The organism is Phenylobacterium montanum (genome assembly GCF_018135625.1).
GTDB lineage: Bacteria > Pseudomonadota > Alphaproteobacteria > Caulobacterales > Caulobacteraceae > Poindextera > Poindextera montana.
On the sequence record NZ_CP073078.1, the window covers coordinates 3,846,282 to 3,868,451 of the forward strand.

Consider the following 22,170-nt stretch of genomic DNA (forward strand, 5'->3'; position numbering starts at 1 on the left):
ATCGAGCGATCTGTTGCCAGTGAGGTCGCCGCCGCAGCTTCCCCGCTACGGCTTGCAGATCACCAACAATCCCCAGGACGCCTGGTTTCACCTTGGCCAATCAAATAGTTAGCGGATACCGCCCGCCTCAGCGCCCACGCATCAAGATGCCGAGAAGGACGCCGGCGCCGAGGGCGATGGCCAGGGCTTTCAGCGGCTGTTCAGCTGTGAAAGACTCCGCATCGGCATAGTATTCCCGTGCCCGGCCCCGCATGGCGCCAAAGCGTGACTGCAGGGAGCCCATCGCCTGGTCCACACGGCCCATCGCCTTCATGTGGCTGGATCCGGTCGCTTCGCCATAGGCTTCCTCTGCGCGGCCAATGCCGTTTCGCGCCCCGCCCAGGATCTGGTCGCTGGTCATGTCCGGTTCTCCTCTGTCGCCTTGTTCGACCAAGGCAACGCGCCGGCGCCCAAGGTGATCCCAAACCGGCCCTGGAGATTGGGCGTGGCCCAGCCTACCTCTGTCGTTCGAAGCCCAGGAGTGAAAGCCATGGCCAGAGCCCACGCCCACGTCGGCGAAACCCGCTACCGCGTCGACCTCAAGGCCGGCCATCACGCCCTGGTCGCCGACGAGCACGCCGACCTCGGCGGCCAGGACGCCGGCCCGGCGCCCTATGAGCTGCTGCTCGCGGCCCTGGGCGCCTGCACCTCGATCACCCTGAAGATGTACGCCGAGCGCAAGTCCTGGCCCCTCGCCGGTGTCGATGTGGCCCTGCTGTTCACTCGCGACGGCGACAGCCAGAAGATCGAGCGCACCCTGACGCTCGAGGGCGATCTGGACGATGCGCAGCGCGCCCGCCTTGCCGACATAGCCGAACGCACCCCGGTGACCCTGACCCTGAAGGCCGGGGTCGCGATCACCACCCGCCTGCGCTGAGGGCCCGGCCATGACCACCCAGGTTTTCGACTTCACCGGCGCCCGCGGGCATCGGCTGTCCGGCCGCCTCGACCTGCCCGACGGCCCGGTCCTGGCCTATGCCCTGTTCGCCCACTGCTTCACCTGCACCAAGAACTCCCTGGCCGCGACCCACGTCTCCCGGGCGCTGAACGGCCGCGGCATCGCCGTGCTGCGCTTCGATTTCTCCGGCCTGGGCCAGAGCGAGGGCGCCTTCGCCGACAGTACGTTCACCGGCGATGTGGCCGACCTGATCGAGGCGGCGCGGGCCATGGTCGCGGCCGATATCGCGCCCCAGCTGCTGATCGGCCACAGCCTGGGCGGGGCGGCGGTGCTGGCGGCGGCGCCGGAGCTGGAGAGCCTGAAGGCGGTGGCGACTATCGGCGCGCCCTTCGACGTCAGCCACGTCACCCACCAGTTCGCCGACGCCCTGCCGGCGATCCTGGCTGAGGGCGAGGCCCAGGTGACGCTCGGCGGGCGCCCCTTCACCGTGCGCCGCGCCTTTGTCGACGACCTCGCCGGCCACCGGCTGGCCGAGCGCATCCACGCCCTGCGCCGCCCGCTCCTGGTGATGCACGCGCCCCTGGACGAGACCGTGGGCGTCGACAACGCGCAGCAGATCTTCCTCGCCGCCCGCCACCCCAAGAGCTACGTTTCGCTGGACAGCGCCGACCATCTTTTGACCCGCTCGGTCGATTCCGAGTACGCCGCCGAGGTGATCGCCGCCTGGGCCTCGCGCTATCTGATCCCCGCGCCAGAGCAGGCTGCGCCCGACGCCGAGGCCGCCCATACCGTGATCGTCGAGGAGACCGGCGCCGGCCAGTTCCAGGCTGAAGTCCGGGTCGGCCGCACCCATTTTCTGGCCGACGAGCCGGTCGAGGTCGGCGGCCTGGGCTCGGGCCCATCGCCGTTCGAGCTGGTCAGCGCCGGGCTCGGCGCCTGCACCGCCATGACCCTGCGCATGTACGCAGAGCGCAAGGGCCTGCCGCTGGGGACCGTCTCGGTGGCCGTGGCGCACAAGCGCGCCCCCGAGGCGGAAAAGCCGGAGCGGTTCGAGCGGGTGGTCAGCCTGGGCGGCGACCTCGCCCCCGACCAGATTGAGCGGCTGATGCAGATCGCCGACCGCTGCCCGGTGCATCGTCTGCTAGAGCCCGGCGCCGAGATCCGGACGCGGCTGGCGCCTCCGCCGGCCCCGCCCGGCCAGGACGGCCATTTCGACGCCATGGGCGAGGTCTGCGGCGAGGCGGTGTGACCGCTGTCACACTGAAAGCTTCGCCGTGACGCTAGAATTCCCCAAAATGGTGAGGGGATAGGCGCATGCTCGAGCGCTGGCGCATCGGACAGGTACTGGTCGTATTCGCCGCCCTTCTGGTGGCGAGCGGCCTTGCTCTGGGCATGCACAGGGCGTCGGACGAGCACCGCGCTGCAACGAGCAGCGCAGGGCGCTAGACCGTCGCTTCCGCCTTCAGAATGAACTCGCGCACGCGGGGATAGATCTCCTCGCGGAAGCGGCGGCCGTTGAACACCCCGTAGTGGCCGACCTTGGGCTGGACATAGTCCTCCTTCAGATCGTCGGGGATGCCGCTGCACAGGCCATGGGCGGCCTGGGTCTGGCCGATGCCGGAGATGTCGTCCAGCTCGCCCTCGACCGTCATCAGGCCGATGTCCTTGATCGCCGCGGGCTTCACCAGCCGGTCACGGTGATGCAGCTCGCCCTTGGGCAAGAGGTACTGCTGGAAGACGATGTCGATCGTCTGCAGATAGAATTCCTCGGTCATGTCCAGCACCGACAGGTACTCGTCGTAGAACTCCAGGTGCTTGTCGGCGCTGTCGCCGTCCCCCGAGACCAGGTGGTTGAAATAGCGCTTGTGCGCCTCCTGGTGCCGCTCGAGGTTCATGGACATGAAGCTGTAGAGCTGCACGAAGCCCGGATAGACGCGGCGCAGCGCCCCTGGATACGGCGCCGGCACGGTGTAGATCATGCTGCGCTGGAACCAGGTGAACGGCCGTTCCTCGGCCAGCTTGTTGGTCACCGTCGGCGACAGGCGCGCATCGATCGGCGAGCCCATGAAGGTCATGCTGGCCGGGCGGCTGGTCTCGTCGTCCTCGGCCATCAGGCTGGCGGCGGCCAGCACCGGCGGGCCGGGCTGACAAACCGCCACCACGTGCGGGCGCGGGCCCATGTGCCGCAGCATTTCACGCACATGGTCGATATAGTCGTGGAAGTCGAACCGTCCCTCCAGCATCGGCACGTCACGGGCGTTGGCCCAGTCGGTGATGTAGACCTCGTGGTCCTGCAGGAAGGTCTGGACGGTTCCCCGCAACAAGGTTGCGTAGTGACCTGAAAGGGGGGCCACGATCAGCACCGCCGGCTCGATCGCCTTGCGGCCGGCGCGGCGCATGTCGGTCATGTCGCGGCTGAAGTGGACCAGCCGGACCCAGGGCGATGACCACTCGACCACCGGGCGCACACGAACATCGACGCCCTCGATCTGCACGCTGTCTATGCCCCAGTCGGGCTTGCCATAGCGGCGGGTGACGTTGGCGAACAGGTCCGAGGCGGCGAACAGGGTGCGGCCCAGCTGGGTGTCGGCGGCCGGGTTGACCGGCGAGCTCCAGGCCTCCCGGGCGATACGCGCCGCCAGACGCATCGGCGTCGAGGCGTAGTAGGCGGCTTCGTGCATCGAGTAGAGCATCAGCGGATCCTTCGCGCGAGTCGGCGCGTGTGCACTGCACAATAAATAGTGACAGATGAACAGAGGCTAATCCCTTCGGGCGAGTCGCTTCCTGCGGCTAAACGCCGTCGGCGGTTGTTTCGCACCGCAAAAGGGTCGGGTTCAGCCCTGCTTGCCCATCGCCTTGGCGATCTGGTCGCGGATGTCTTCCGGCTTCAGGCCGAAGGCGATCACGCTGTCGAAATCCCCATGGGGGTTCATCAGATAGATGGCCGATGAGTGGTCGACCGAATAGTTCGCCCCCGAACCGCTCTTCTGGAAATAGACCTTGTACTCGCCGGCGACCTTGGCGATCTGGTCCGGCGTCCCGGTCAGGCCGATGACCCCCCGCGGAAAGGACGAGCTGGACAGATAGTCCTTCAGCTGGCTCGGCGTATCCCGCTGTGGGTCGACGGTGATGAAAACCACCTGGAAATTCTTGGCGCGGGCGCCCAGAAGGTCGCTGGCTGAGCCCAAGGTCTGAAGGGTGGTCGGACAGACGTCCGGGCAATAGGTGTAGCCGAAGAAGACCGCGGTCCACTTGCCCTTGAGCAGACCCTGGTCCACCGGCTTGCCGGTCTGATCGGTCAGCTGGAACGGCCCGCCGAGCTGCACGCCGGACCCCGAGCTTCCACCCTGACCCGCAGGCTTGCCGCAGGCGCCGAGGCCCAGGGCCGCGCCCAGCATAAGGGCCAAAGCGGCGCGTCTCTTCAGGCCCATGCGGTTCACAACCTCCGGATCGCGTTTGGAGCGGGATTGGCGCGAAAGTCCGGTATCCACTTTTTCGCATCCCGCTCTGGGCTGGCCCAACTTCACAAGGGAGGCTAGGCTCAGGTTCGTGGACAACCCGGCGAAATCTGGCGCCCGGCTGGCTTTTCTCGATAAGCCTGCGGCCAGTTCAGGGCAAGATGACGGCCTGATCGGCGACGGCCTGATCGCGCACGGCCGTCTGAACCTCGACGTCCTGGTCCGGCTACGCTGGTTCAGCCTGGGCGGCGAGCTGGTCCTGTTCGGTCTGGCCTTCGCCCTGCGCCTGCACCTGCAATACCTGGCCTGCCTTTTGGTGATCGCCGGCACCGCCGCCTTCAACCTGGCGGTCAGCCTTTCGGTGCGGGCGCTGGGTCCCTCGCGCGACAGCCAGCTGGTGGTGCAGCTGGGCTTCAACATCGTGCAGGTCTCGGCGCTCCTGATGCTGACCGGCGGCATCGTCAACCCGTTCGCGCTGATGCTGATCGCGCCGGTGACCATGGCCGCCTCGATCCTGGACGAGAAGAAGGCCCTGGTCCTGGCCCTGATGGCCGCCGCGATGGCGGTAGTGATGACCTTCTGGGCCGCGCCTCTGCCCTGGCCCACCGACCCTCCGCCGGCGACGCCCGTGCTGCTCAAAGGGGTCATGCTGCTTGCCGTGCTCTCGGGCATGGGCCTGACCGCCTTCTACGCCTGGCGCGCGGCGGCTGAGGCCAAGCGCATGGAGCTGGCCCTGAACGTCACCCACAAGGTGCTGGCGCGCGAGCAGCGGCTCTCGGCCCTGGGCGGCCTGGCCGCCGCCGCCGCGCACGAACTGGGCACGCCCTTGGCCACCATCTCCATCGTCGCCAAGGAGATGGTGCGCGAGGCGCCCAATGACAGCGTGCGCGACGACGCCGAGCTCCTGGTCGGCCAGGCCGAGCGCTGCCGCGAAATCCTGACCCGCCTGACCGAGGAGCCCGACACCACCGACCAGGCCGTGCATGCGCGCATGACCCTGCTGCAGTTCCTCAACGAAGTGATCGAGCGGCACCTCGACACCGAGATCCGCGTCGAGGCGGTGGTGGCCGGCCCGCCCGGCGCCCGCCCGCCCGAGATCCGGCGCATGCCCGAGGTGCTGCACGCCATGACCTCGTTCGTCGAGAACGCGGTCGATTTCGCGAAATCCGAGGTGCTGGTCAGCGTGCGCTTCGACGAGCGTTCGATCGGCGTCGAGGTTCGCGACGACGGCCCCGGCTTTTCGCCCGACGTGCTGGCGCAGCTCGGCCAGCCCTACATCACCAGCCGCCCCAACGCCGAGGGTTCGCGCTCCGGCCACATGGGCATGGGGCTAGGATTCTTTATCGCCAAGACGCTGCTGGAGCGAACCGGCGCGGTGGTTCAGCATTTCAATGGCCGGCGCGGCGGGGCCGTAATCGCGGCCCGCTGGGCCCGCGAAGCCATCGAAGCCCCGCCCGTTCCGGGTGGTTTCGAACTGGGCGGACCCGCTCTGGGCGAATCTTAGAAAACGCTCAACAAAAAAGGGACTTGATGAGTGCAAAATATCAGCGACATCATAGGTCTCGGAAAAATAAAGCGCATGTGGCGCCTGGGGTGAGCAATGTCTGATCTGACGGAAGCTGTGGCCCAACTGCCCGACAAGAGCCTTTTGGTGATGGACGACGACTCCGCCCTGCGGGTCCGTCTGGGCCGGGCTTTGGAGTCTCGGGGCTTTCAACCCACCCTGGCGGCCTCGGTCGCCGAGGCCGTGGCCGCGGTCAAGGCCCACCCGCCCGCCTTCGCGGTGCTGGACATGCGGCTGGACGACGGCAACGGCCTGCAGGTGGTGGAGACGATCCGCAACGCCCGCCCCGACGCCCGGGTGGTGATGCTGACCGGCTACGGCGCCATCGCCACCGCGGTGGCTGCGGTCAAGGCCGGCGCGGTCGACTACCTGGCCAAGCCCGCCGACGCCGACGACGTCCTGCGCGCGCTGCTGGCCAGGCACGACGAAAACCCTGCGCCGCCGGAAAACCCCATGTCGGCCGACCGGGTGCGCTGGGAGCACATCCAGCGGGTCTATGAGCTGTGCGGCCACAACGTCTCGGAAACCGCCCGCCGCCTGAACATGCACCGCCGCACCCTGCAGCGCATCCTGGCCAAGCGCGCCCCGCGGTAGGGTCTATCCTTCCAGGGCCGCAGTGATCCCCAGGCTTCGCATCGCCGCCAGGCGGCCGAAGCCGAGGGTCAGGGCCTTGCGCCGCGCCGCGACCAGGGGGGCGTGGGGCGCGTCGATCACCACCGCCCCGCCGAAGCCGTCGGCGATGATCAGGCCCGGCCCCTCGGGCAGGTGCTGGCGCGGGAAGTGCGGCGCCACGGCGAAATAGAACAGGTCGCAATAGGGTCCATACTCGCCCCATTTGCGGTCGATCCGATAGTCCTCCAGCCCCGACTTGACCTCGATGATGGCGATCTCGCCCTTGGGGCCCAAGGCCATCAGGTCGGCCCGCCGGCCGTTGGGCAGGGTCACCTCGGCCAGGGGCATGTAGTTCAGCGACACCAGCAGCCGCGCAGCCCCGCGTGTCACCGCTTCGGTGGTTTCGGGCCGGGAGGGGCTGACGGAGACGATGACGTCCATGCCCGAATATTGTTCAGGTTACGTTCTTTTGGCAAGCCGCCTGTCGCGCGCGGTAGACCGGGCTATGTCGCTGGCGGCGCGTCGAAGATCAGCTTCGAGGTATCGAACCCCAGGGCCTGGGCGCGGGCGACCAGGGCGGCCTTTTCGGCGGGGCTTAGGTTCGGGCGGCGGGACATGATCCAGAACCACTTCGGGTTCGAGGCGGTCAGCATGCACCAGCTGTAGTCGTCGCCGCGGTCGAGCACCGCATAGTCCATCTGCACCAGGCCGCCGAAGAAGCCGATACGGAACCGGGAATTGGTGGCTTCGTCGACGATCTTGCCCGAACCGCGCCAGACCTTGGCCTGACCGTTGGCCGCGCCCATGTGGCAGGTCTGCACGACCTCGAACTCGCCGTCGGGGTCGCGCGACCAGTCGGAGGTGGCCGCCGCGCAATTGGACTGGATCTTGTTCGGCAACCGCGCCACTTCGTACCAGCGGCCGGTATAGCGCTTCGGGTCCACCGGCTTGGTGGTCGCCGAGGGCGCCGCCTCGGCGATCCAGCCGCCGAGCACGCAGGCGGCGAGGGCGACGGCAGCCATACGGGCGCCCGGACCTGCACGCCGCATGCCGCCCTTAGTCTGCACCGCCGAACCCATCCAACGCGAAGCTTGCATACCCAGGTCCCAAGTCCAAAGGATCGTCCACGACCCCCAAACACCAAATCGCCCCGCCGGGTTGCGACGGGGCGATGAGGCCTAGCTGGACCTTAAGGCTATTCCGCGGCGATGAGAACCTCGACCGCGGTGCGATCCTTGAAATTGATTTCCTGCAGGAAACGGATGCCTTCCTCGGCGATGTCGTCGCCGACCATGCGATCGCCCTCGGCCTTCAGCTCGTCCATGTCGATATACATGGCGTAGAAGGCGCGGGTGCGGTCGGTGATGATGCCGGCGTTCAGCAGGGTCTTGATCAGCACGCGGAAGATGTTGGCCGATTCCTTCATGCCCTCGCGGCGCACGTCGTCGGTCATCACCTCGCTGAAGGCTTCCATCACCTTGTCGGGATCGAGGCCGAAGTCGGCGTAGATCGCCGCCTGCTGCGAGGGGGCCACCAGGTTGAACAGCAGCACCTGGAAGCAGTGCGCCGCCCAGTCCTCGATGATCGCATGTTCTTCCGCCGTCAGCTTCGGCACCGTGCGGTCGGCCCAGATCTTGCCGAACTTGTGGTGGAAGGCCTCGTCGGTCATCACCAGCTGCAGCAGCTTCTTGCCCAGCGGGTCGGTGATCGTGTTGAAGAAGCTGGCGAAGGCGCCCATGGCCAGGCCCTCGATCAGCATCTGCATGCCGATGATCTTCTTGTAGACCTCCGGCGCGCCGATGATCTCGACCAGCAGGTCCTTCAGCACCGGGCCGCATTCCAGCGGACGGCCCCAGCGGCTCTTGATGTACTTGGCGAAGGCGGTGACGTGGCGCGCCTCTTCGCGGGTCTGGTTGGCGGCGTATTCCTGCGCCCCCTGGTCCTTCAGCACATGGCAGAGCGAGGCCGACAGGTTCAGCGCGCCCTGCTCGCCATGCAGGATCGAGGAGAAGTTGTGCAGCACGATGGTGTTGATGAACCGGGTCCGCTCCTTGGGATCGGACAGGTGGTTCGAGACATAGTCGGTCTGCAGCGCCGCGATCATGTCTTCCGGCACCAGGGGCGTGTTCTCGATGTCGAAGGGCTCGTCGAAGTCGATGTACTTCTTGTCCAGCGGATCCCAGAAGTGGTCGTGGGTCGCCGAGATGATCTTGTCGAAGGCGGTCGAGCGGGCGTTGTAACGGTCGAGTTCGAGCATCGACTCGAAGTCGTCCGGCGCCACCGCGTCGTACATGGCGTCCTTGGTGATGTTGTTGATGGTCATGCGGCCTCGCGCTCCCGTTCGCGGATTGGGGCGCATACGCGGGGGAGGTCGCGCCCTTCGAAAGCCAATGTGCAAAGGCGAAGCGTGTGCGTCAAGAAAAATGACGCTGGCGTCACGATTAAAAAGCCGTAACGGAAACGCGTCCGGCCGCCTTGTTCAGTCTAGGGTCTGGCGCACCAGCCCGGCCATTTCGGCCACGCCCAGCGCCTCCAGAGCCGACGCGACCCCAAGCCGGGCCTCGGCCGGCTTGTTCTGGCCCAGCTTGCGGACCCCCTCCAGGCGTTCGACCTGCATCTCGAAGGCGACGATCCCGTTCAGCATCGCCTCGAACCGCCCGGGCGTCATCTTGCCGCGGGTCCAGGGCGGCTTGGGGGCCAGTCGGGCCTCGAAGACGGCGGACAGGTCGTCCAGCAACGCGGCGGCGTCCTCGGCGTCCAGCCGCCGCACCGGCCCCTCGATCTCGGCCGAGAGATAGTTCCAGGTCGGCACCTGGTCCTCCAGGCCGTACCAGTCGGGGCTGACGTATGCCTCCGCGCCGGTCACCACCGCCAGGGCCACGGCGCCGTCCTCGAGCGCCCTGGCCAGGGGGTTGGCGGCCGAGAGGTGAAAGCGCAGCCGCCCATCCGACAGCAGCACCGGCGCGTGGGCGCAGAGCGGGCGGCCGTCCTTGACGCCGACAATCAGGGCCAGGCCCCGTTCGGCGGCCAAGGCCTCCAGGCGCTCGGGATCGGTTTCCAGGAACGGCTTGGCGGGGTGCATGGCTCAGATCACCATCTGGGTCTGGACCACCAGGGCCAGCAGCTTGCCGTCCGGCGCGGTGATGCGGGTCTGCCAGACCGAGGAGCGGCGGCCGACATGCACGGGCGTGGCCTCGGCGGTGACGAGCGTCCCTACAGTGGCCGAGCCCAGGAAATTGGTCTTGCTTTCGATGGTGGTGGTGCGCGCGCCCTCCGGCAGGTTCAGGTGCGCGCCGACTGCGCCGGCGGTGTCGGCCAGGGTCATGAACGCGCCGCCGTGCAGTATGCCGCCGGCGGTGCAGATCTCGTCCCGCACCACGAGACGCGCGATGACCTTGGTCTTGGAGGCTTCGACCAACTCGATCCCAAGCAGCTTGGCCAGGGGCAGGGGCTGGGCGTTCAGTTGCTCGGCGAGGGAAGGGGGCGTCGTCAAACCAGATCTCCGCGGCGGCTCGCTCAGAACTTAGGGAAGCGAGACGCCGCGGAGAAGACGGTTACAAAGACTCAAAAACGCTTAGTGGTGCTGGGCGTCCGAAGCGGTGTCGCTGACGGCGTGGCCGGCGGCGCTGACGTCTTGGCCCGCGCCCTTGACGGTGTTGCAGGCGGCCACCGAGAGGCTGGCCGCGAGCAGAGTCCAAAGCAACATCTTACGCATGGCGGTCTCCTTGACTTGGCTCCCTGCTAATCAAGACGCCTGAGCCGTGGGCTGGTTCCCCTCGCCCGCTTGCCGCGTCCGGCGCGGGGGCGCCTTTTCCAGGCCGGGCGTCGGGAAGATCAGCCGCGCCGTCGCCCCGCCGCGGCCGTTGGGGGCCAGTTCCATGCGGCCCCGCAATTGCCGGGCGAAGGCGCTCATCAGGGCCCGGCCGACCCCGATCCCGCCGCCCAGCGAGGGCTCGGCGTCCCCGCCTTCGTCGCTGATCGACAGGGTGGCTTCGGCCCCGTCGACCTCGAAGCGCACGCTCAGCAGGCCCCCGTGCGCCGCCAGGGCGTGTTTCTGGGCGTTGCTGATCGCCTCGACGGCGAACAGGGCCAGGGGCGCCAGCTTGTCCGGGTCGATGGTCAGTTCGTCCGCGGTCAGCTCGGTGCGCACCGCCATCCCCTTGGCCTGCTGTTCGATCACCATCTGGCCGATCAGGTCGCTGAGGAACTGGCGCAGGTCCACCCGGCGCATGTCAGAGCCCTGGTACAGCGCGCGGTAGATCAGGGCCAGGGCGCCGACCCGCTGGCGGGTCTCGGCCATGGCTGCGCGCGCCGCCGGATCGGCTAGGGACCGCTCCTGCAGGTTCAGCAGCGAGGAGATCACCTGCAGATTGTTCTTCACCCGGTGATGGATCTCGCGCAGCAGGGCGTCCTTCTCGGTCAGGGAATCGCGCAGCGACTGGTCGCGGGCGGCGATCGCCTCGGCCATGTCGGCCATGGTCACGGCCAGTTCGCGAATCTCCGGCGGGGCGTGGCTGGCCTGGCTGGGCCGCACCGACAGGCGCCCCTTGGCGTAGATGGCCGCGATCCGGTTCAGATACGCCAGCCAGCGCACGACCACCCGCTCGGTCACCACCCACACCGCCGTCAGGGCCAGGGTGAAGGCCAGCAGCGGGAACATGAAGCTGGAGAGTGGGTTCAAGCCCGCCCAGGAAAACAGGCTCTCGGCCGGCGCCGACAGGATCACCGAGACCTCGCCGGTCAGGGGCGCGGCGGAAAAGACCCGGCTCTCGCCGTCCTGGTCCTTGCCGAAATAGATATACGGCCCTGGTCCGTTCCGCGCGGCGCTGACCACCTCGGTCCCCGCGGCGCCGAAGGCGCCGGGCCGGGTGCGCGAGATGTAGCGGCCCTGCTCGTCGATGATCGCCACCTCTGTGCCGCGGGGCAGGGCGCGATCGGCCAGGTTAGGCCTGAGGCTGTCCAGGTTGATCAGGGCCACCAGGGCGCCGTCGAAGGCCCCGTTCCGATCGTCCGCGCGTTCGGCGGCCAGCAGGGCCGGCGCCCCGCCCAGGCCCTCGGGCGAGCGGATGATGGTGCTCTGCATCCCCTGGCTCAGACGGATGAACCAGGCCCGGTCGCGCCTCAGGGCGTCGGCCGGCACCGATCGGGCGGCGCAGGCCACCCGGCCGAAGCGATCGAAACGGATCAGGTTGTCATAGCCCGCCAGGCGGCCGGTGACTTCGCTCAGGCGCTGGGCGCATTCCAGCCCCACCGATTCCGGCGCCAGGGTCTCCAAGAGCACGCTGGCGCTTTCCATGCGCGCCCGGGCGGTGGCGGCGCTGCGCTCGGCGGCCAGACCCAGGCTGGCCCGTTGCTCCTGGGCGTCCTTCTGGTAGGCGACGGTGGTCTCGGCCGCGCCCAGGAGCAGCACCGGCGCCAGGGCCACCGCCATGGCCGCGCCCAGGCGCACCCGGATGGTCGCCAGCGTTCCCGGCATCCGGGCCGCGCCGAAGTCGAAAAGGGGTGTCGGCGCCATGGCGCGGTGACTCAGTGACCAGTCGTGCGTGAAGCCGGCATCCTGGGGCGATCGCGTTCCGGCGACAACCGCCCCCTCATGATCGGCGCGGTTATGGCGACGAGCTCAGCCGCTGTGCGTCCGCCAGGATCGAACTCATCGCGTCGCCGGCCGCCCGGCCGTCACGCTCGTAATCGCCGGATTCCAGGATCGCCTGCAGCGCCTTGCGCGCGCGGCTGACCCGGCTCTTGACCGTGCCCACGGCGCAGCCGCAGATCTCAGCCGCCTCCTCGTAGGCGAAGCCGCCGGCGCCGACCAGGATCAGCGCCTCGCGCTGCTCGGCCGGCAGCATCTTCAGGCCCATGCGCAGCTCGTCCAGCGCCACTGGCGCCTGCGGATCGTCCACCGCCACCAGGGTCCGCTCGGCGGCGTCCTGGTCGAGCTGGGTCTGGCGCCAGGAGCGGCGCTTTTCGGAATAGAACTGGTTGCGCAGGATCATGAAGGTCCAGGCCTTCATGTTGGTGCCCATCTGGTAGCTGTCGCGCGCCAGCCAGGCCTTCATCATCGCTTCCTGGGCCAGGTCGTCGGCGCTGGCCGCATCCCCGGCCAGGGTGCGGGCGAAGGCGCGCAAATGCGGGATCAGCGCCACCAGCTCGCGCTTGAATGTGGCTTCGCTCTGGGCGTCGGTCGAGGCGGAGTTGGGCTTGGCGACCCGGGCGGCGCGATCATCCATTACTCGCCATCCGTATCGTGCGCATCGGCCTGGCGTAGGATTTCGAGGAATTCCTCGGGCACCGGCTCGTTGACCACCTCGTCGAACATCTGGCGCAGCTTGACCCCGATGGCCTGCTGCCGCAGTCGCGCCTCGTCCAGGGACGGCGTAGGCGCGCGTTTGGGCGGTGTGGCGGGCGAATGCTCGATCATATCCTTGGCGTCGCGTTGACCCAACGTACGCCCCCTTTGAGGTGATGTCGGCGACGCAAGCATCGCTGAGTTGATCAACGCGTCAAGGCTATGCGTGTTCCGGGCCCTGCACGAATTGGAACTCAAAGCTTGGCCGCCCGTTTTCAGGCTGCTCGTATTCCCATATGGGCGTAGGGTCGAAACACGGCTGGGCGCCTGCGTGCCGCCCGATCGCCGCTACGGGCGCCCGCCCGGAAGCATTGGAGAGGGACATGAGCCTCCTGGTCCGCCTGGCCCCGCATCTGCCTTATGTTCGGCGCTATGCCCGCGCCCTGACCGGCGATCAGGTCAGGGGCGACGCGTTCGTGCGGCAGGCGCTCGAGGCCCTCGCCGCCGGGCGTGTGTCTCTGGATCACGGCCTGACCCCGCGGGTCGGCCTCTACCGCGCCTTTCACGAGGTCTGGAGCGCCGAGGGCGCCGATCCGGGCGCGGCCCCGGCGGCAGAGGGCGCCCCGGCCCGCCGGCTGATGCGCATCCCGCCGCGCTCGCGGCAGGCCTTCCTGCTGACCGCCCTGGAAGGCTTCACCCCGGGCGAAGCCGGCCAGATCCTGGGCGTCGACTTCGCCGGGGTCGACGGCCTGATCTCCGAGGCCCAGCGCGAGATCGACGCGGAGCTCGCCACTTCGGTGCTGATCATCGAGGACGAGCCGGTGATCGCCGCCGACATCGAGGGCCTGGTCCGTGAGCTGGGCCACGATGTGCTGGACATCGCCGCCACCCGCACCGAGGCGGTGGAGGCCGTGCGCCGCCAGGCTCCTGGCCTGGTCCTGGCCGACATCCAGCTGGCCGATGGCTCCTCCGGCATCGATGCGGTCAAGGATATCCTCGGCCAGCTCGACGTGCCGGTGATCTTCATCACCGCCTTCCCCGAGCGGCTTTTGACTGGCGAGCGGCCCGAACCGACATTCCTGATCACCAAGCCGTTCCAGCCGGAGACGGTGAAGGCGGCGATCGGCCAGGCCCTGTTCTTCCACCCGGGCGCCGGCCGCAAGGCGGCCTGAAGCCGGGCCGGACGGAACGATCCCGACCGCATGTCGTTGCCCTTTTAAGGCTGCGCTGAGGGGCTGGCCTTAAGAGGAGCCGCTCATGCTTGGTTGGGCCTTAGCCTTCATCGTGCTGGCGCTGATCGCCGGCTTTCTCGGCTTTTTCACCCTGGCGGGTCTGGCGGCCTCGATCGCCAAGATCCTGTTCCTGATCTTCCTGGTGCTGCTGGTGGTCAGCTTCGTCATGCGCGCCATACGCGGCCAGTCCGTAGTTTGACGCCGACGCGAAAAAGCCAAATTTTTTCTAATCGGCGGGGAACCAAGTTTTGGCCCCGCCGTTTTCGGTTTGCGGAGGCGGCGACGCCCCCCCCGACTTGCAGCTGGCGCCGCCAGCTGGCCGCCTCCGCAACCTACTTTCTTCCAGTACCGACCCGCAATCGCCCCGGCGTTCCCGCGCCGAGGGCGAGTTGCGCGTTTGCGAACCCGCTCGAAACGGACGCGGGGCCGAAAAGCTTGATTTCGGGAGGGGCTGTTAGTGCTCGTCCGACCCGCCGGTCGCGGCCTGGATCAGGGCGGCGATGCGATCGGTCGGGCTGGAGGCTTGGTTCATCTGCTGCTGGGCGCTTGCGCCGGGGGTCGGCACGACCGAGGCCAGTTGGCTGAGGGCGCTCTGGGCGACCACGCGGACCGCGTTCTGGGCGGCGGTGCGGGCGGCCTGCTCGCTGGACTGGTAGATGAAGCCGTAGGTCGGATAGACGGTGCTGCCGAGGTCGCGGGCGGGGTCGAACCAGACCTTGACCTGGCTCCAGTCGCCCTGGCGCGAGACGTCGACCACGGTGACGTCCTTCTCCACCTGGCCGCGGCTGCCGTCGATGATCGACCAGTTGGCGTGGGTGACCTGGATCACCCGGTCGGTCAGCACGCGGCTGACCACGGCCACGTGGCCCTTGTTCATGATGCCGGTGGGTTTGAACACCAGCACGGCGCCGGACTTGGGCGTAAAGCCCTGGGCGTAGCGGCCGGCGGCCTTCTGCCACCAGGTCCAGGCGTCGCCGAAGATCTGGATGCCCGAGATCATCCGGGCGAAGGGGGCGCATTGCAGGTAGTCGTCGGCGGCGTTGGCGGATCCAGCCGAGGCGAACAGGACAGCTGCGGACACAGCCATAGCGCCAAGGGCTTTCAACACCTGTGACCGCATGCGGAACCCCCGCCCCCCGTTACTGAGGCGTTTGGATAAACACGACGAACATGAATTGGAAGTAAAAAATTCCGCGGCGTGCTTTCTACGCCACGCCTGCCGCAAGGTCTCCGCGGCGCGCGCCCAGCCGGCGAACCCAGCCGCGGGCCGGCCGCTCGATCAGGTGATGGGCCGCAGCCGCGGCCGGGATCAGACCCGCGATCAGGAACAGCCAGGCCGTGAGCGGCAAGGCGTTCTTGTCAAAGTGGAAAAGGCGAGATGCAACGCCGACGAAGGCGAGGTTCCAGGGGACGCAAAGCATGTAGATCGCGAAGCTGATCTCTCCGAGATAGTTGAACACCCGCCCGACCGGGCCGCGATTATCTTGTGGATATCCGCCCGCGAGGCAGGCGATCAGCCCGCCGAAGGCCAGGACGATCGCAGCGTCGGGGGCGTTCATCTGGGCGAAAATCAGGCCCAGGACGCCCAGAAAAAAGGCGCCGGCCCGGCTCACGGCGCGGTCGCGGACGAGCCTTTGCGCATGGCCAAGGTAGAGGGCGCAGCCGAGCGCGAAGCAGGGGACGATTCGCAGGGCGCCCCAGCGGATGGTCGCCTGGGTCAGGGATTCGCCGGTCAGGGCCTGGAAGCCCAGGTAGAGGACGACCAGCAGGGCCGCCGCGCCCAGGACCGCGGCCTGAGGCCGGCGCCTCAGGCGCAGGGCCGCCGCGGCGAACAGGGGAAAGGCCAGGTAGGCGAACCACTCGGCCGAGATCGACCAGGACGGATGGTTCCATCCGGCCGCCGTGGCCATGCCCCAGGCCTGCGTCAGGAGCAGGTTGGCCGGCAGCGAGGGCCAGGACAGGATGTTGGGGTCGATGGCGAGGCCGGCGGCGGTCGCCGCCAGCGCCATGGCCCCGATGGCGGCGAGGCTCGCCAGATGCAGGGGATAGATGCGCGCCAGCCGGGCCTTGAGGAATGCGCCATAGTCGAAGCGGCCGTCGCGCACCTCGGCCAGATAGACGTGGCAGAGGATGAAGCCGGAGAGGGTGAAGAACACCTCGACGCCCAGATAGCCCTTGGCCACCAGGGTCGGGACCGGCGTGCCGAGATTGCGCCAATAGTCGAACAGCACCACCCACAGCGCCGGGAAGAACCGCAGCGCGGTCAGGCTATCCAGCTTTTCGATGTCGCGTGGGTTGGACACTGGCGATCCCGAATTGGGGCGTACGGGCCCCGTTCGGCGAAAGCTGTGCAGGGCGCGCGCCAGTCCCGCGCCCTGCAGCCTGGTTTCCGGGGCCGTCGCCGACGGCCCGCGGCGGATTACTTCGTGCCGTTGCAGCGGGCCAGCAGGTCCGGCGGGAAGGCCTTGCCGTCGAAGCTGTAGCTGGCCACCGGGCCGGCAGCCTTGACCAGCTGCTTGCACACGCTGATCGACTGCACCGCTTCGGTGGCGGGGAAGGCGGCGCAGACCGTGCCCAGGCACGACCAGCTGGCGTCGCCGATGATGGCCTTGACCGGCGAAGCCACCGGCTTTTGCAGGGTCGCCTCGGCGCGGCCGTCGGCCAGGGCGGAACCGGCCAGGGCCGAGAAGGCGGCGACCAGCGCCAGGGTGCGAACGATCATAGGTGTCTCCTCAAGGTTTCGGGGAGATTTGCGCGAAAATGATTAACGGTTTTCGCCGTTCGCCAGCCTTATCCCCATGACCGGCGACTAGAACTAAACGCCGCTCAGATAAGCCTCCGGCGGCGCTATGCAAGCGCTTTCGGCGTCGCCATGCGCAAATTTGCATGCGGCATGTCGTCTTGGACATCGACGGACGGGGGGCAGGGCCGCTATTGAACGGTCGAATAATAGGGGCGGAGCCGACCGCCGAAAGAGGATATGTCCATGAAGACCAGAGCCGCCGTGGCGTTCGAAGCCAAGAAACCGCTCGAGATCGTCGAGGTCGACCTGGAGGGCCCGCGCGCCGGAGAAGTGCTGGTCGAGATCAAGGCCACCGGCATCTGCCACACAGACGCCTACACCCTGGACGGGCTGGACTCGGAAGGCCTGTTCCCCTCGATCCTGGGCCATGAGGGCGCGGGCGTGGTGCTTGAGGTCGGCGCCGGCGTGACCAGCGTCAAGCCCGGCGACCACGTGATCCCGCTCTACACGCCCGAGTGCCGCCAGTGCAAAAGCTGCCTGTCGCGCAAGACCAACCTCTGCACATCGATCCGCGCCACCCAGGGCAAGGGCCTGATGCCGGACGGGTCGAGCCGGTTCAGCTACAAGGGCCAGACCATCCACCACTACATGGGCTGCTCGACCTTCGCCAACCATACGGTCCTGCCCGAGATCGCCCTGGCCAAGATCCGCACCGACGCCCCCTTCGACAAGGCCTGCTACATCGGCTGCGGCGTCACCACGGGCGTGGGCGCAGTGGTCAACACCGCCAAGGTCGAGCCGGGCGCCAACGCTATCGTGTTCGGCCTTGGCGGCATCGGCCTCAACGTGATCCAGGGCCTGAAGATGGTCGGCGCGGACAAGATCGTCGGCGTCGACATCAATGACGGCAAGGAAGAGTGGGGCAGGAAGTTCGGCATGACCCACTTCGTCAACCCGACCAAGGTCGAAGGGGATCTGGTCGCGCATCTGGTCGGGATCACCGACGGCGGCGCCGACTACACCTTCGACTGCACCGGCAACGTCAATGTGATGCGCACGGCGCTGGAAGCCTGCCATCGCGGCTGGGGCGAGAGCATCATCATCGGCGTGGCCGAGGCCGGCAAGGAGATCGCCACGCGGCCGTTCCAGCTGGTCACCGGCCGGGTGTGGAAGGGTTCGGCCTTCGGCGGCGCCCGCGGCCGCACCGACGTGCCGAAGATCGTCGACTGGTACATGGACGGCAAGATCGCCATCGACCCGATGATCACCCACACCCTGCCGCTGGAGCGCATCAACGAGGCCTTCGACCTGATGCACGCCGGCGAGAGCATCAGAAGCGTCGTGGTGTTCTAAAGGGTCTCTGCGAAAGACGCGCGCGGCCGATCCGCCCGCGGTAACCGGAAAATCACGGTGGCCGGGCATAGTCACGCGCGAATTCGCCAGAAGGCCCGTCATGCCCGCCAAAGCGCACCCTTTCTTGCGGGCGACCGCGGTCCTCCTCGCCGCCTTGGCGCTCATCTGGCCCGCGGCGATCAACGGCCAGCCCTTCTTCCATCCCGACACCCTGGGCTATGTGCGCGGGCCGGACGTGGCGGCGATGAAGCTCTTGGGGCCTCGCTTCGCCTCGCCCTGGGCCACGCTGGATCCGGGCGCGGCGGTCAAGGCGCATCAGGCGGGGGGCGCGGCGGCGCCAGGCGGCCATGCCTATGACGACAAGGAAGTCCTGGGCGGGCGTTCCATCTATTATGGCGTCCTGGCCGACCTCGGCGCCCGGACCGGCGGCTTCTGGCTGACCGTGCTCGTCCAGGCCCTGGCCGTGGCCTGGCTGGTCGAGATCGTGCTTCGGGGCCTGGGCCTTGTGAGCCTTCGCGCCTATGCCGGGGTGATGGCGGTGCTGATCCTGGCCAGCCCCGCCGCCTTCTTCGCCTCCTTCCTCATGCCCGACGTCTGGGCCGGGGTGGCCATAGCCGCGCTGGCCGCCCTGTTCGCCCTGCGTGGCCGCCTGAGGCTGCTCGATATCGCCGCCCTGTCCGCCATGACCGTGTTCGCCGCCCTGGCCCACACCTCGGTGGCGCCGGTGCTGCTCGTCCTGATGGCGGGGGCAGGGGGGCTGTGGCTGCTCGACCGCCGCCGGTCCGCGCCGGTCCTGGGGCTGGCGGTCGGGTCCGCAGCCGTCGCCGCAGCTTTCGCCGGCGGTGCGGCCTTCACGGCGATGGTCGAGCACACGGTCGGCGCGCCGCCGGTGACGCCGCCGTTCCTGACCGCGCGGGTGGTGGCCGACGGGCCGGGAACCCGCTTCGCCCAGGCCGGCTGCGGCGGCCAGGCCTTCGTGGTCTGCCGCTATGCGGGCCGCCTGCCGCTCGACGTCGATCATTTCCTCTGGGGCCAGACCGACCGGGACGGGGTGTTCCAGACCGCCTCGCCGGCAGACCGCCGGGCCCTGGGCGAGGAGCAGGCCCGCTTCGCCCTCGCCGCCGTGCGCGCCTACCCCATGGACCAGGCCCGCGCCTCCCTGGCCAACGCCATCCGGCAGGTCGGCGACAGCGACATCTCTGACTTCGACTACAAACCCAGCCTGCGCCAGACCTTCATTCAGAGCCTGCCGGCCGAAACGGTCCGCGCCATGGCCCACAGCCGCGCCTTCGCTGAGGCCTGGCCGGTCGAGGCGCTGTGGGGGCTGCAGACAGCCGTGATGGGCGCCCTGGTCCTGGCCGCGGCGGCGCTGATGCTACGCCGCCCCTCCGGCTCGGGCCGGGAACGCCGGGCCCTCGATTTCCTCGCCCTCATCGTTGTGGGCGTCCTCGCCAACGCCGGGGTCTGCGGGGTCCTGTCCTCGGTCAACGGCCGCTACGAAGCGCGGGTGATCTGGTGCGCGCCCCTGGCCCTGGCCGCCTGGCTGATGCTGCGCCTGCAGTCCCGGGCCGAGCGCGAAGCCGCCCTCGGCCTCGCCGGCTCGGAAGCCTAGAGCGCCTTCTCGAACCAGTGGTCGGCATAGGGGTTGTCGTTGAACCGGGCGACCTTGCGATAGCCGAGCCTGGGGTACAGCGCCTGGGCCTCGGCCAGGGCGCGGTTGGTGTCCAGGCGAACGGTCGCCAGCCCCCAGCGCCGCGCCTCGTCTTCCAGGGCCGCCATGATCCGCGCCGCCACCCCCATTCGCCGCGCCTCTTCCGCCGTCCACACCCGCTTGATCTCGCCGAGCCCGGGCCCCATCACCTTCAGTCCGCCGCAGCCCACGGGGCGGCCGTCCAGGCGGGCGATGACGAAGAAGCCGTGCGGCGGGCTCATCTCCGCCCCCGTGGCCGCATCGCCCTCGCCGGGATCGAAGCCGTGTTCGAACCGGGCGGCCAGTTCGCGGAAATAGCTTTCCAGGCACCAGCGCGCATCGGCGCTGGCCACGGGCTCCAGCCGCACCTCGATGCTGGCGGCGCGCAGCAGCCGCTCGACCTCGGCCATGGCCGAGGTCAATCGCTCGCGCCGGCCCACATCCAGCGGCGCCAGGATCGACTCGGCCAAGGCGTCCGAGCGGCGGTCATAGGCGGCATGCTCGGCCAGCCCCTTGGCGGTCAGCCGCGCCTCGCGCCGGCGCCGGTCCGTTGCCGAGGCCATCACCTGCGCCAGGCCCTGCGCCTCCAGCGAGCGCAGCAGGCGGCTCGCATAGCCCGAGTCCAGGCCCAACACGCGGCGCAGCTCGCCGACCTCGCGTCCCGCCGGGCCGATCTCGTAGATCATTCGCGCCTCGCCGAGCGGCCGCCCGCGCTGCAAGTAGCTGTCGTCCAGCGCTCCGACCCTCTGGGTGATCAGGCGGTTGAAGCGGCGGACCAGGGCGATCTGTTGCGCGTCCATTACCTGACTTTAGTCAGATAATTTTCGTCGGCAACCCGGAACCGCGACAGGAGCCCATCGCTTGGGTTACACCCTGCCCCGGACAGCCTTCAGGAGCCCCCATGCCGCGCGAGGCCTCGACACCCGCCGATACGGCCCGCATAGCCCTGGTGGTCATAGCCGTGGTGGTGGCAGGGGCGGCCTTCTATTGGCTGAACGGCATCCTCACCCCCCTGGCCCTGGCCCTGTTCCTGACGGTGATGATCGACGCCATGGCCAGGGCCCTGCGCGAACGGGTCCCGTTCCTGCCGGATCAGGCCGCCCTGCCCATCGCCGTCGCGGTCTCCCTGGCCGCCCTGGCCTCGACCGTGTTCCTGGTGATCAACAACGCCAGCCTGTTCGCCGGGCAGATCGCCCTCTATGGCCCCAAGCTGAACGCGGTGATCAACGGCCTGGCCCAGGCCATGGGCCTCAAGGCCCCGCCGACCCTGAACGAGCTGATCAACCGGCTCAATCCCGACGCCTATCTCGGCAAGATCGCCGAGACCCTGCAGGGCTTCGCCACCAACGCCCTGGGGGTCGTCATCTATCTGGGCTTCGTCCTCGCCTCGCGGCACGGCTTCCAGCGGAAGACCCGGGGCCTGTTCCCCACCGAGGCCTCGCGCCAGCATGCCGCCGAGGTGTTCCAGCGCATCCGCACCAGCATCGAGAACTATCTGTGGATCCAGACCGTGGCCTGCGGCCTGATCGCGGTGGCGTCCTGGGGGGTGATGGCTGGCCTCGGCCTCGACAACGCCACCTTCTGGGCCTTCGTCATCTTCATCGTCGGCTTCATCCCAATCATCGGCGGCGCGGTGGGGATTCTCGCCCCGCCCCTGTTCGCCCTGGTGCAGTTCGACCACTGGTGGCGGGCCCTGGCCATGCTGGCGGGCCTGCAGGTGATCAATTTCATCGTCGGCAACATCATCTATCCGCGCATGCAGGGCCGCAGCCTGAACATCGATCCGGTTGTGATCCTGCTTTCCCTGGCCTTCTGGGGCGCGATCTGGGGCGTCGCGGGCATGTTCCTGTCCACCCCCCTGACGGTGATGGCCATGGTCATACTGGCCCAGTTCCCCGGCACCCGCTGGATCGCGGTCCTGCTCTCCAGCGACGGGGATCCGCTGGGCGCCGAAAAGACCCCGGCGCCGCTCAAGATTACGCAAGCTTCATGATCTCGGGGTCTTGGAGTCGGATTGTGGCTTCCTATTTAAGTCTCGGACGGGCGAGTTCCCCCCTCCCCCCGTCCTAGCTGGCGCGAGCAGCCCCCCAGAATCGCGCCGCGTGTGAAGTGATCTCGCTGTCCCCCCCGGCGAGGCACGCGCCGCCGAATGGACACCATTCGGCGGCGTTTCACGTTTTTGGCCCCGTTTTTCGCTAACAAGCGCTACTTTTTGGCCACGAATCCGGATTTTCGAGCCCGATTTCGTGGGAAAACGCGAAAAATGCGTGCGAGCCTCGATTTCGGCCCGGCGCA

General features: G+C 68.3%; 25 protein-coding genes. 9 read left to right on the forward strand and 16 right to left on the reverse strand.

Annotated features, from left to right (window positions below):
* Positions 1 to 127: 127 nt before the first annotated feature.
* The gene (locus tag KCG34_RS17435; RefSeq protein WP_211936898.1) at positions 128 to 400 is read right to left on the reverse strand and encodes a CsbD family protein; all 273 of its coding nucleotides are present in this window, start codon (positions 398 to 400) and stop codon (positions 128 to 130) included.
* 129 nt (positions 401 to 529) lie between these two features.
* Between KCG34_RS17435 and KCG34_RS17440 the strand changes: the two genes are divergently transcribed.
* Together KCG34_RS17440 and KCG34_RS17445 are read left to right on the forward strand one after the other, a co-directional pair.
* Positions 530 to 916: an OsmC family protein gene (locus KCG34_RS17440; protein WP_211936899.1), complete on the forward strand. Its 387-nt coding sequence runs from the start codon at positions 530 to 532 to the stop codon at positions 914 to 916.
* Positions 917 to 926: 10 nt separating this feature from the next.
* Positions 927 to 2,186: a bifunctional alpha/beta hydrolase/OsmC family protein gene (locus KCG34_RS17445; RefSeq protein ID WP_211936900.1), complete on the forward strand. Its 1,260-nt coding sequence runs from the start codon at positions 927 to 929 to the stop codon at positions 2,184 to 2,186.
* Between the two features lie 193 nt (positions 2,187 to 2,379).
* On the opposite strand, the gene KCG34_RS17450 is transcribed toward KCG34_RS17445, so the two are convergent.
* Positions 2,380 to 3,630 (reverse strand): polyhydroxyalkanoate depolymerase, encoded by a 1,251-nt coding sequence (locus KCG34_RS17450; protein WP_211936901.1) that lies wholly within the window; start codon positions 3,628 to 3,630, stop codon positions 2,380 to 2,382.
* Between the two features lie 141 nt (positions 3,631 to 3,771).
* Entirely contained in the window at positions 3,772 to 4,368 is a 597-nt protein-coding gene (locus KCG34_RS17455) for an SCO family protein (RefSeq protein ID WP_211936902.1), read from the reverse strand.
* 118 nt (positions 4,369 to 4,486) lie between these two features.
* On the opposite strand from KCG34_RS17455, the gene KCG34_RS17460 reads away from it, so the two are divergent.
* Both KCG34_RS17460 and KCG34_RS17465 read left to right on the forward strand, forming a co-directional pair.
* The gene (locus KCG34_RS17460; RefSeq protein WP_211936903.1) at positions 4,487 to 5,899 is read left to right on the forward strand and encodes an ActS/PrrB/RegB family redox-sensitive histidine kinase; all 1,413 of its coding nucleotides are present in this window, start codon (positions 4,487 to 4,489) and stop codon (positions 5,897 to 5,899) included.
* A gap of 96 nt (positions 5,900 to 5,995) precedes the next feature.
* Positions 5,996 to 6,553: an ActR/PrrA/RegA family redox response regulator transcription factor gene (locus KCG34_RS17465; protein ID WP_211936904.1), complete on the forward strand. Its 558-nt coding sequence runs from the start codon at positions 5,996 to 5,998 to the stop codon at positions 6,551 to 6,553.
* A gap of 3 nt (positions 6,554 to 6,556) precedes the next feature.
* Here KCG34_RS17465 and mmcB read toward each other — a convergent pair whose 3' ends face one another.
* The 9 genes from mmcB to nepR all read right to left on the reverse strand — a co-directional run bounded on the left by mmcB (position 6,557) and on the right by nepR (position 12,989).
* Positions 6,557 to 7,012 carry a DNA repair putative endonuclease MmcB gene (mmcB, locus tag KCG34_RS17470; protein ID WP_211936905.1) on the reverse strand — a complete coding sequence of 152 codons (456 nt, stop codon included), beginning with the start codon at positions 7,010 to 7,012 and terminating at the stop codon, positions 6,557 to 6,559.
* A gap of 62 nt (positions 7,013 to 7,074) precedes the next feature.
* Complete coding sequence (locus KCG34_RS17475) at positions 7,075 to 7,593, reverse strand: lipocalin family protein (protein WP_211936906.1); 519 nt, start codon at positions 7,591 to 7,593, stop codon at positions 7,075 to 7,077.
* Positions 7,594 to 7,766: 173 nt separating this feature from the next.
* A complete protein-coding gene (locus KCG34_RS17480; protein WP_211936907.1) occupies positions 7,767 to 8,894 on the reverse strand; it encodes a ferritin-like domain-containing protein in 1,128 nt (375 codons plus the stop codon).
* Between the two features lie 156 nt (positions 8,895 to 9,050).
* Complete coding sequence (locus tag KCG34_RS17485) at positions 9,051 to 9,653, reverse strand: FMN-binding negative transcriptional regulator (protein ID WP_211936908.1); 603 nt, start codon at positions 9,651 to 9,653, stop codon at positions 9,051 to 9,053.
* 3 nt (positions 9,654 to 9,656) lie between these two features.
* A complete protein-coding gene (locus KCG34_RS17490; RefSeq protein WP_249138061.1) occupies positions 9,657 to 10,064 on the reverse strand; it encodes a PaaI family thioesterase in 408 nt (135 codons plus the stop codon).
* 81 nt (positions 10,065 to 10,145) lie between these two features.
* Positions 10,146 to 10,286 carry an entericidin A/B family lipoprotein gene (locus KCG34_RS17495; RefSeq protein ID WP_211936909.1) on the reverse strand — a complete coding sequence of 47 codons (141 nt, stop codon included), beginning with the start codon at positions 10,284 to 10,286 and terminating at the stop codon, positions 10,146 to 10,148.
* Between the two features lie 30 nt (positions 10,287 to 10,316).
* A complete protein-coding gene (locus KCG34_RS17500) occupies positions 10,317 to 12,086 on the reverse strand; it encodes a sensor histidine kinase (protein ID WP_249138062.1) in 1,770 nt (589 codons plus the stop codon).
* 91 nt (positions 12,087 to 12,177) lie between these two features.
* Positions 12,178 to 12,798, reverse strand: coding sequence for a sigma-70 family RNA polymerase sigma factor (locus KCG34_RS17505; RefSeq protein WP_211936910.1), 621 nt, complete (start codon positions 12,796 to 12,798; stop codon positions 12,178 to 12,180).
* Positions 12,798 to 12,989, reverse strand: coding sequence for an anti-sigma T factor NepR (nepR, locus tag KCG34_RS17510; RefSeq protein ID WP_211940872.1), 192 nt, complete (start codon positions 12,987 to 12,989; stop codon positions 12,798 to 12,800). Before nepR ends, KCG34_RS17505 begins: the two co-directional genes overlap by 1 nt.
* A gap of 251 nt (positions 12,990 to 13,240) precedes the next feature.
* Here nepR and phyR point away from each other — a divergent pair, with 251 nt between their 5' ends.
* Positions 13,241 to 14,029, forward strand: coding sequence for an anti-anti sigma factor/receiver protein PhyR (phyR, locus tag KCG34_RS17515; RefSeq protein WP_211936911.1), 789 nt, complete (start codon positions 13,241 to 13,243; stop codon positions 14,027 to 14,029).
* A gap of 85 nt (positions 14,030 to 14,114) precedes the next feature.
* A complete protein-coding gene (locus KCG34_RS17520; protein WP_211936912.1) occupies positions 14,115 to 14,288 on the forward strand; it encodes a DUF1328 domain-containing protein in 174 nt (57 codons plus the stop codon).
* A gap of 255 nt (positions 14,289 to 14,543) precedes the next feature.
* Here the strand turns inward: KCG34_RS17520 and KCG34_RS17525 are convergent, their stop codons facing one another.
* The 3 genes from KCG34_RS17525 to KCG34_RS17535 all read right to left on the reverse strand — a co-directional run bounded on the left by KCG34_RS17525 (position 14,544) and on the right by KCG34_RS17535 (position 16,811).
* Positions 14,544 to 15,176, reverse strand: coding sequence for a CHAP domain-containing protein (locus tag KCG34_RS17525; protein WP_249138063.1), 633 nt, complete (start codon positions 15,174 to 15,176; stop codon positions 14,544 to 14,546).
* A gap of 118 nt (positions 15,177 to 15,294) precedes the next feature.
* Positions 15,295 to 16,392: an acyltransferase family protein gene (locus KCG34_RS17530; protein WP_249138064.1), complete on the reverse strand. Its 1,098-nt coding sequence runs from the start codon at positions 16,390 to 16,392 to the stop codon at positions 15,295 to 15,297.
* A gap of 116 nt (positions 16,393 to 16,508) precedes the next feature.
* On the reverse strand, positions 16,509 to 16,811 hold the full coding sequence (locus tag KCG34_RS17535; RefSeq protein ID WP_211936914.1) for a DUF8200 family protein: 303 nt from the start codon (positions 16,809 to 16,811) through the stop codon (positions 16,509 to 16,511).
* Positions 16,812 to 17,075: 264 nt separating this feature from the next.
* Between KCG34_RS17535 and KCG34_RS17540 the strand changes: the two genes are divergently transcribed.
* Together KCG34_RS17540 and KCG34_RS17545 are read left to right on the forward strand one after the other, a co-directional pair.
* The gene (locus KCG34_RS17540; RefSeq protein WP_211936915.1) at positions 17,076 to 18,185 is read left to right on the forward strand and encodes an S-(hydroxymethyl)glutathione dehydrogenase/class III alcohol dehydrogenase; all 1,110 of its coding nucleotides are present in this window, start codon (positions 17,076 to 17,078) and stop codon (positions 18,183 to 18,185) included.
* Positions 18,186 to 18,285: 100 nt separating this feature from the next.
* On the forward strand, positions 18,286 to 19,797 hold the full coding sequence (locus KCG34_RS17545) for a hypothetical protein (RefSeq protein ID WP_211936916.1): 1,512 nt from the start codon (positions 18,286 to 18,288) through the stop codon (positions 19,795 to 19,797).
* Here the strand turns inward: KCG34_RS17545 and KCG34_RS17550 are convergent.
* A complete protein-coding gene (locus KCG34_RS17550; RefSeq protein WP_211936917.1) occupies positions 19,794 to 20,675 on the reverse strand; it encodes a bifunctional helix-turn-helix transcriptional regulator/GNAT family N-acetyltransferase in 882 nt (293 codons plus the stop codon). The genes KCG34_RS17545 and KCG34_RS17550 overlap by 4 nt on opposite strands.
* 101 nt (positions 20,676 to 20,776) lie before the next feature.
* On the opposite strand from KCG34_RS17550, the gene KCG34_RS17555 reads away from it, so the two are divergent.
* On the forward strand, positions 20,777 to 21,868 hold the full coding sequence (locus tag KCG34_RS17555; RefSeq protein WP_211936918.1) for an AI-2E family transporter: 1,092 nt from the start codon (positions 20,777 to 20,779) through the stop codon (positions 21,866 to 21,868).
* Positions 21,869 to 22,170: the final 302 nt, after the last annotated feature.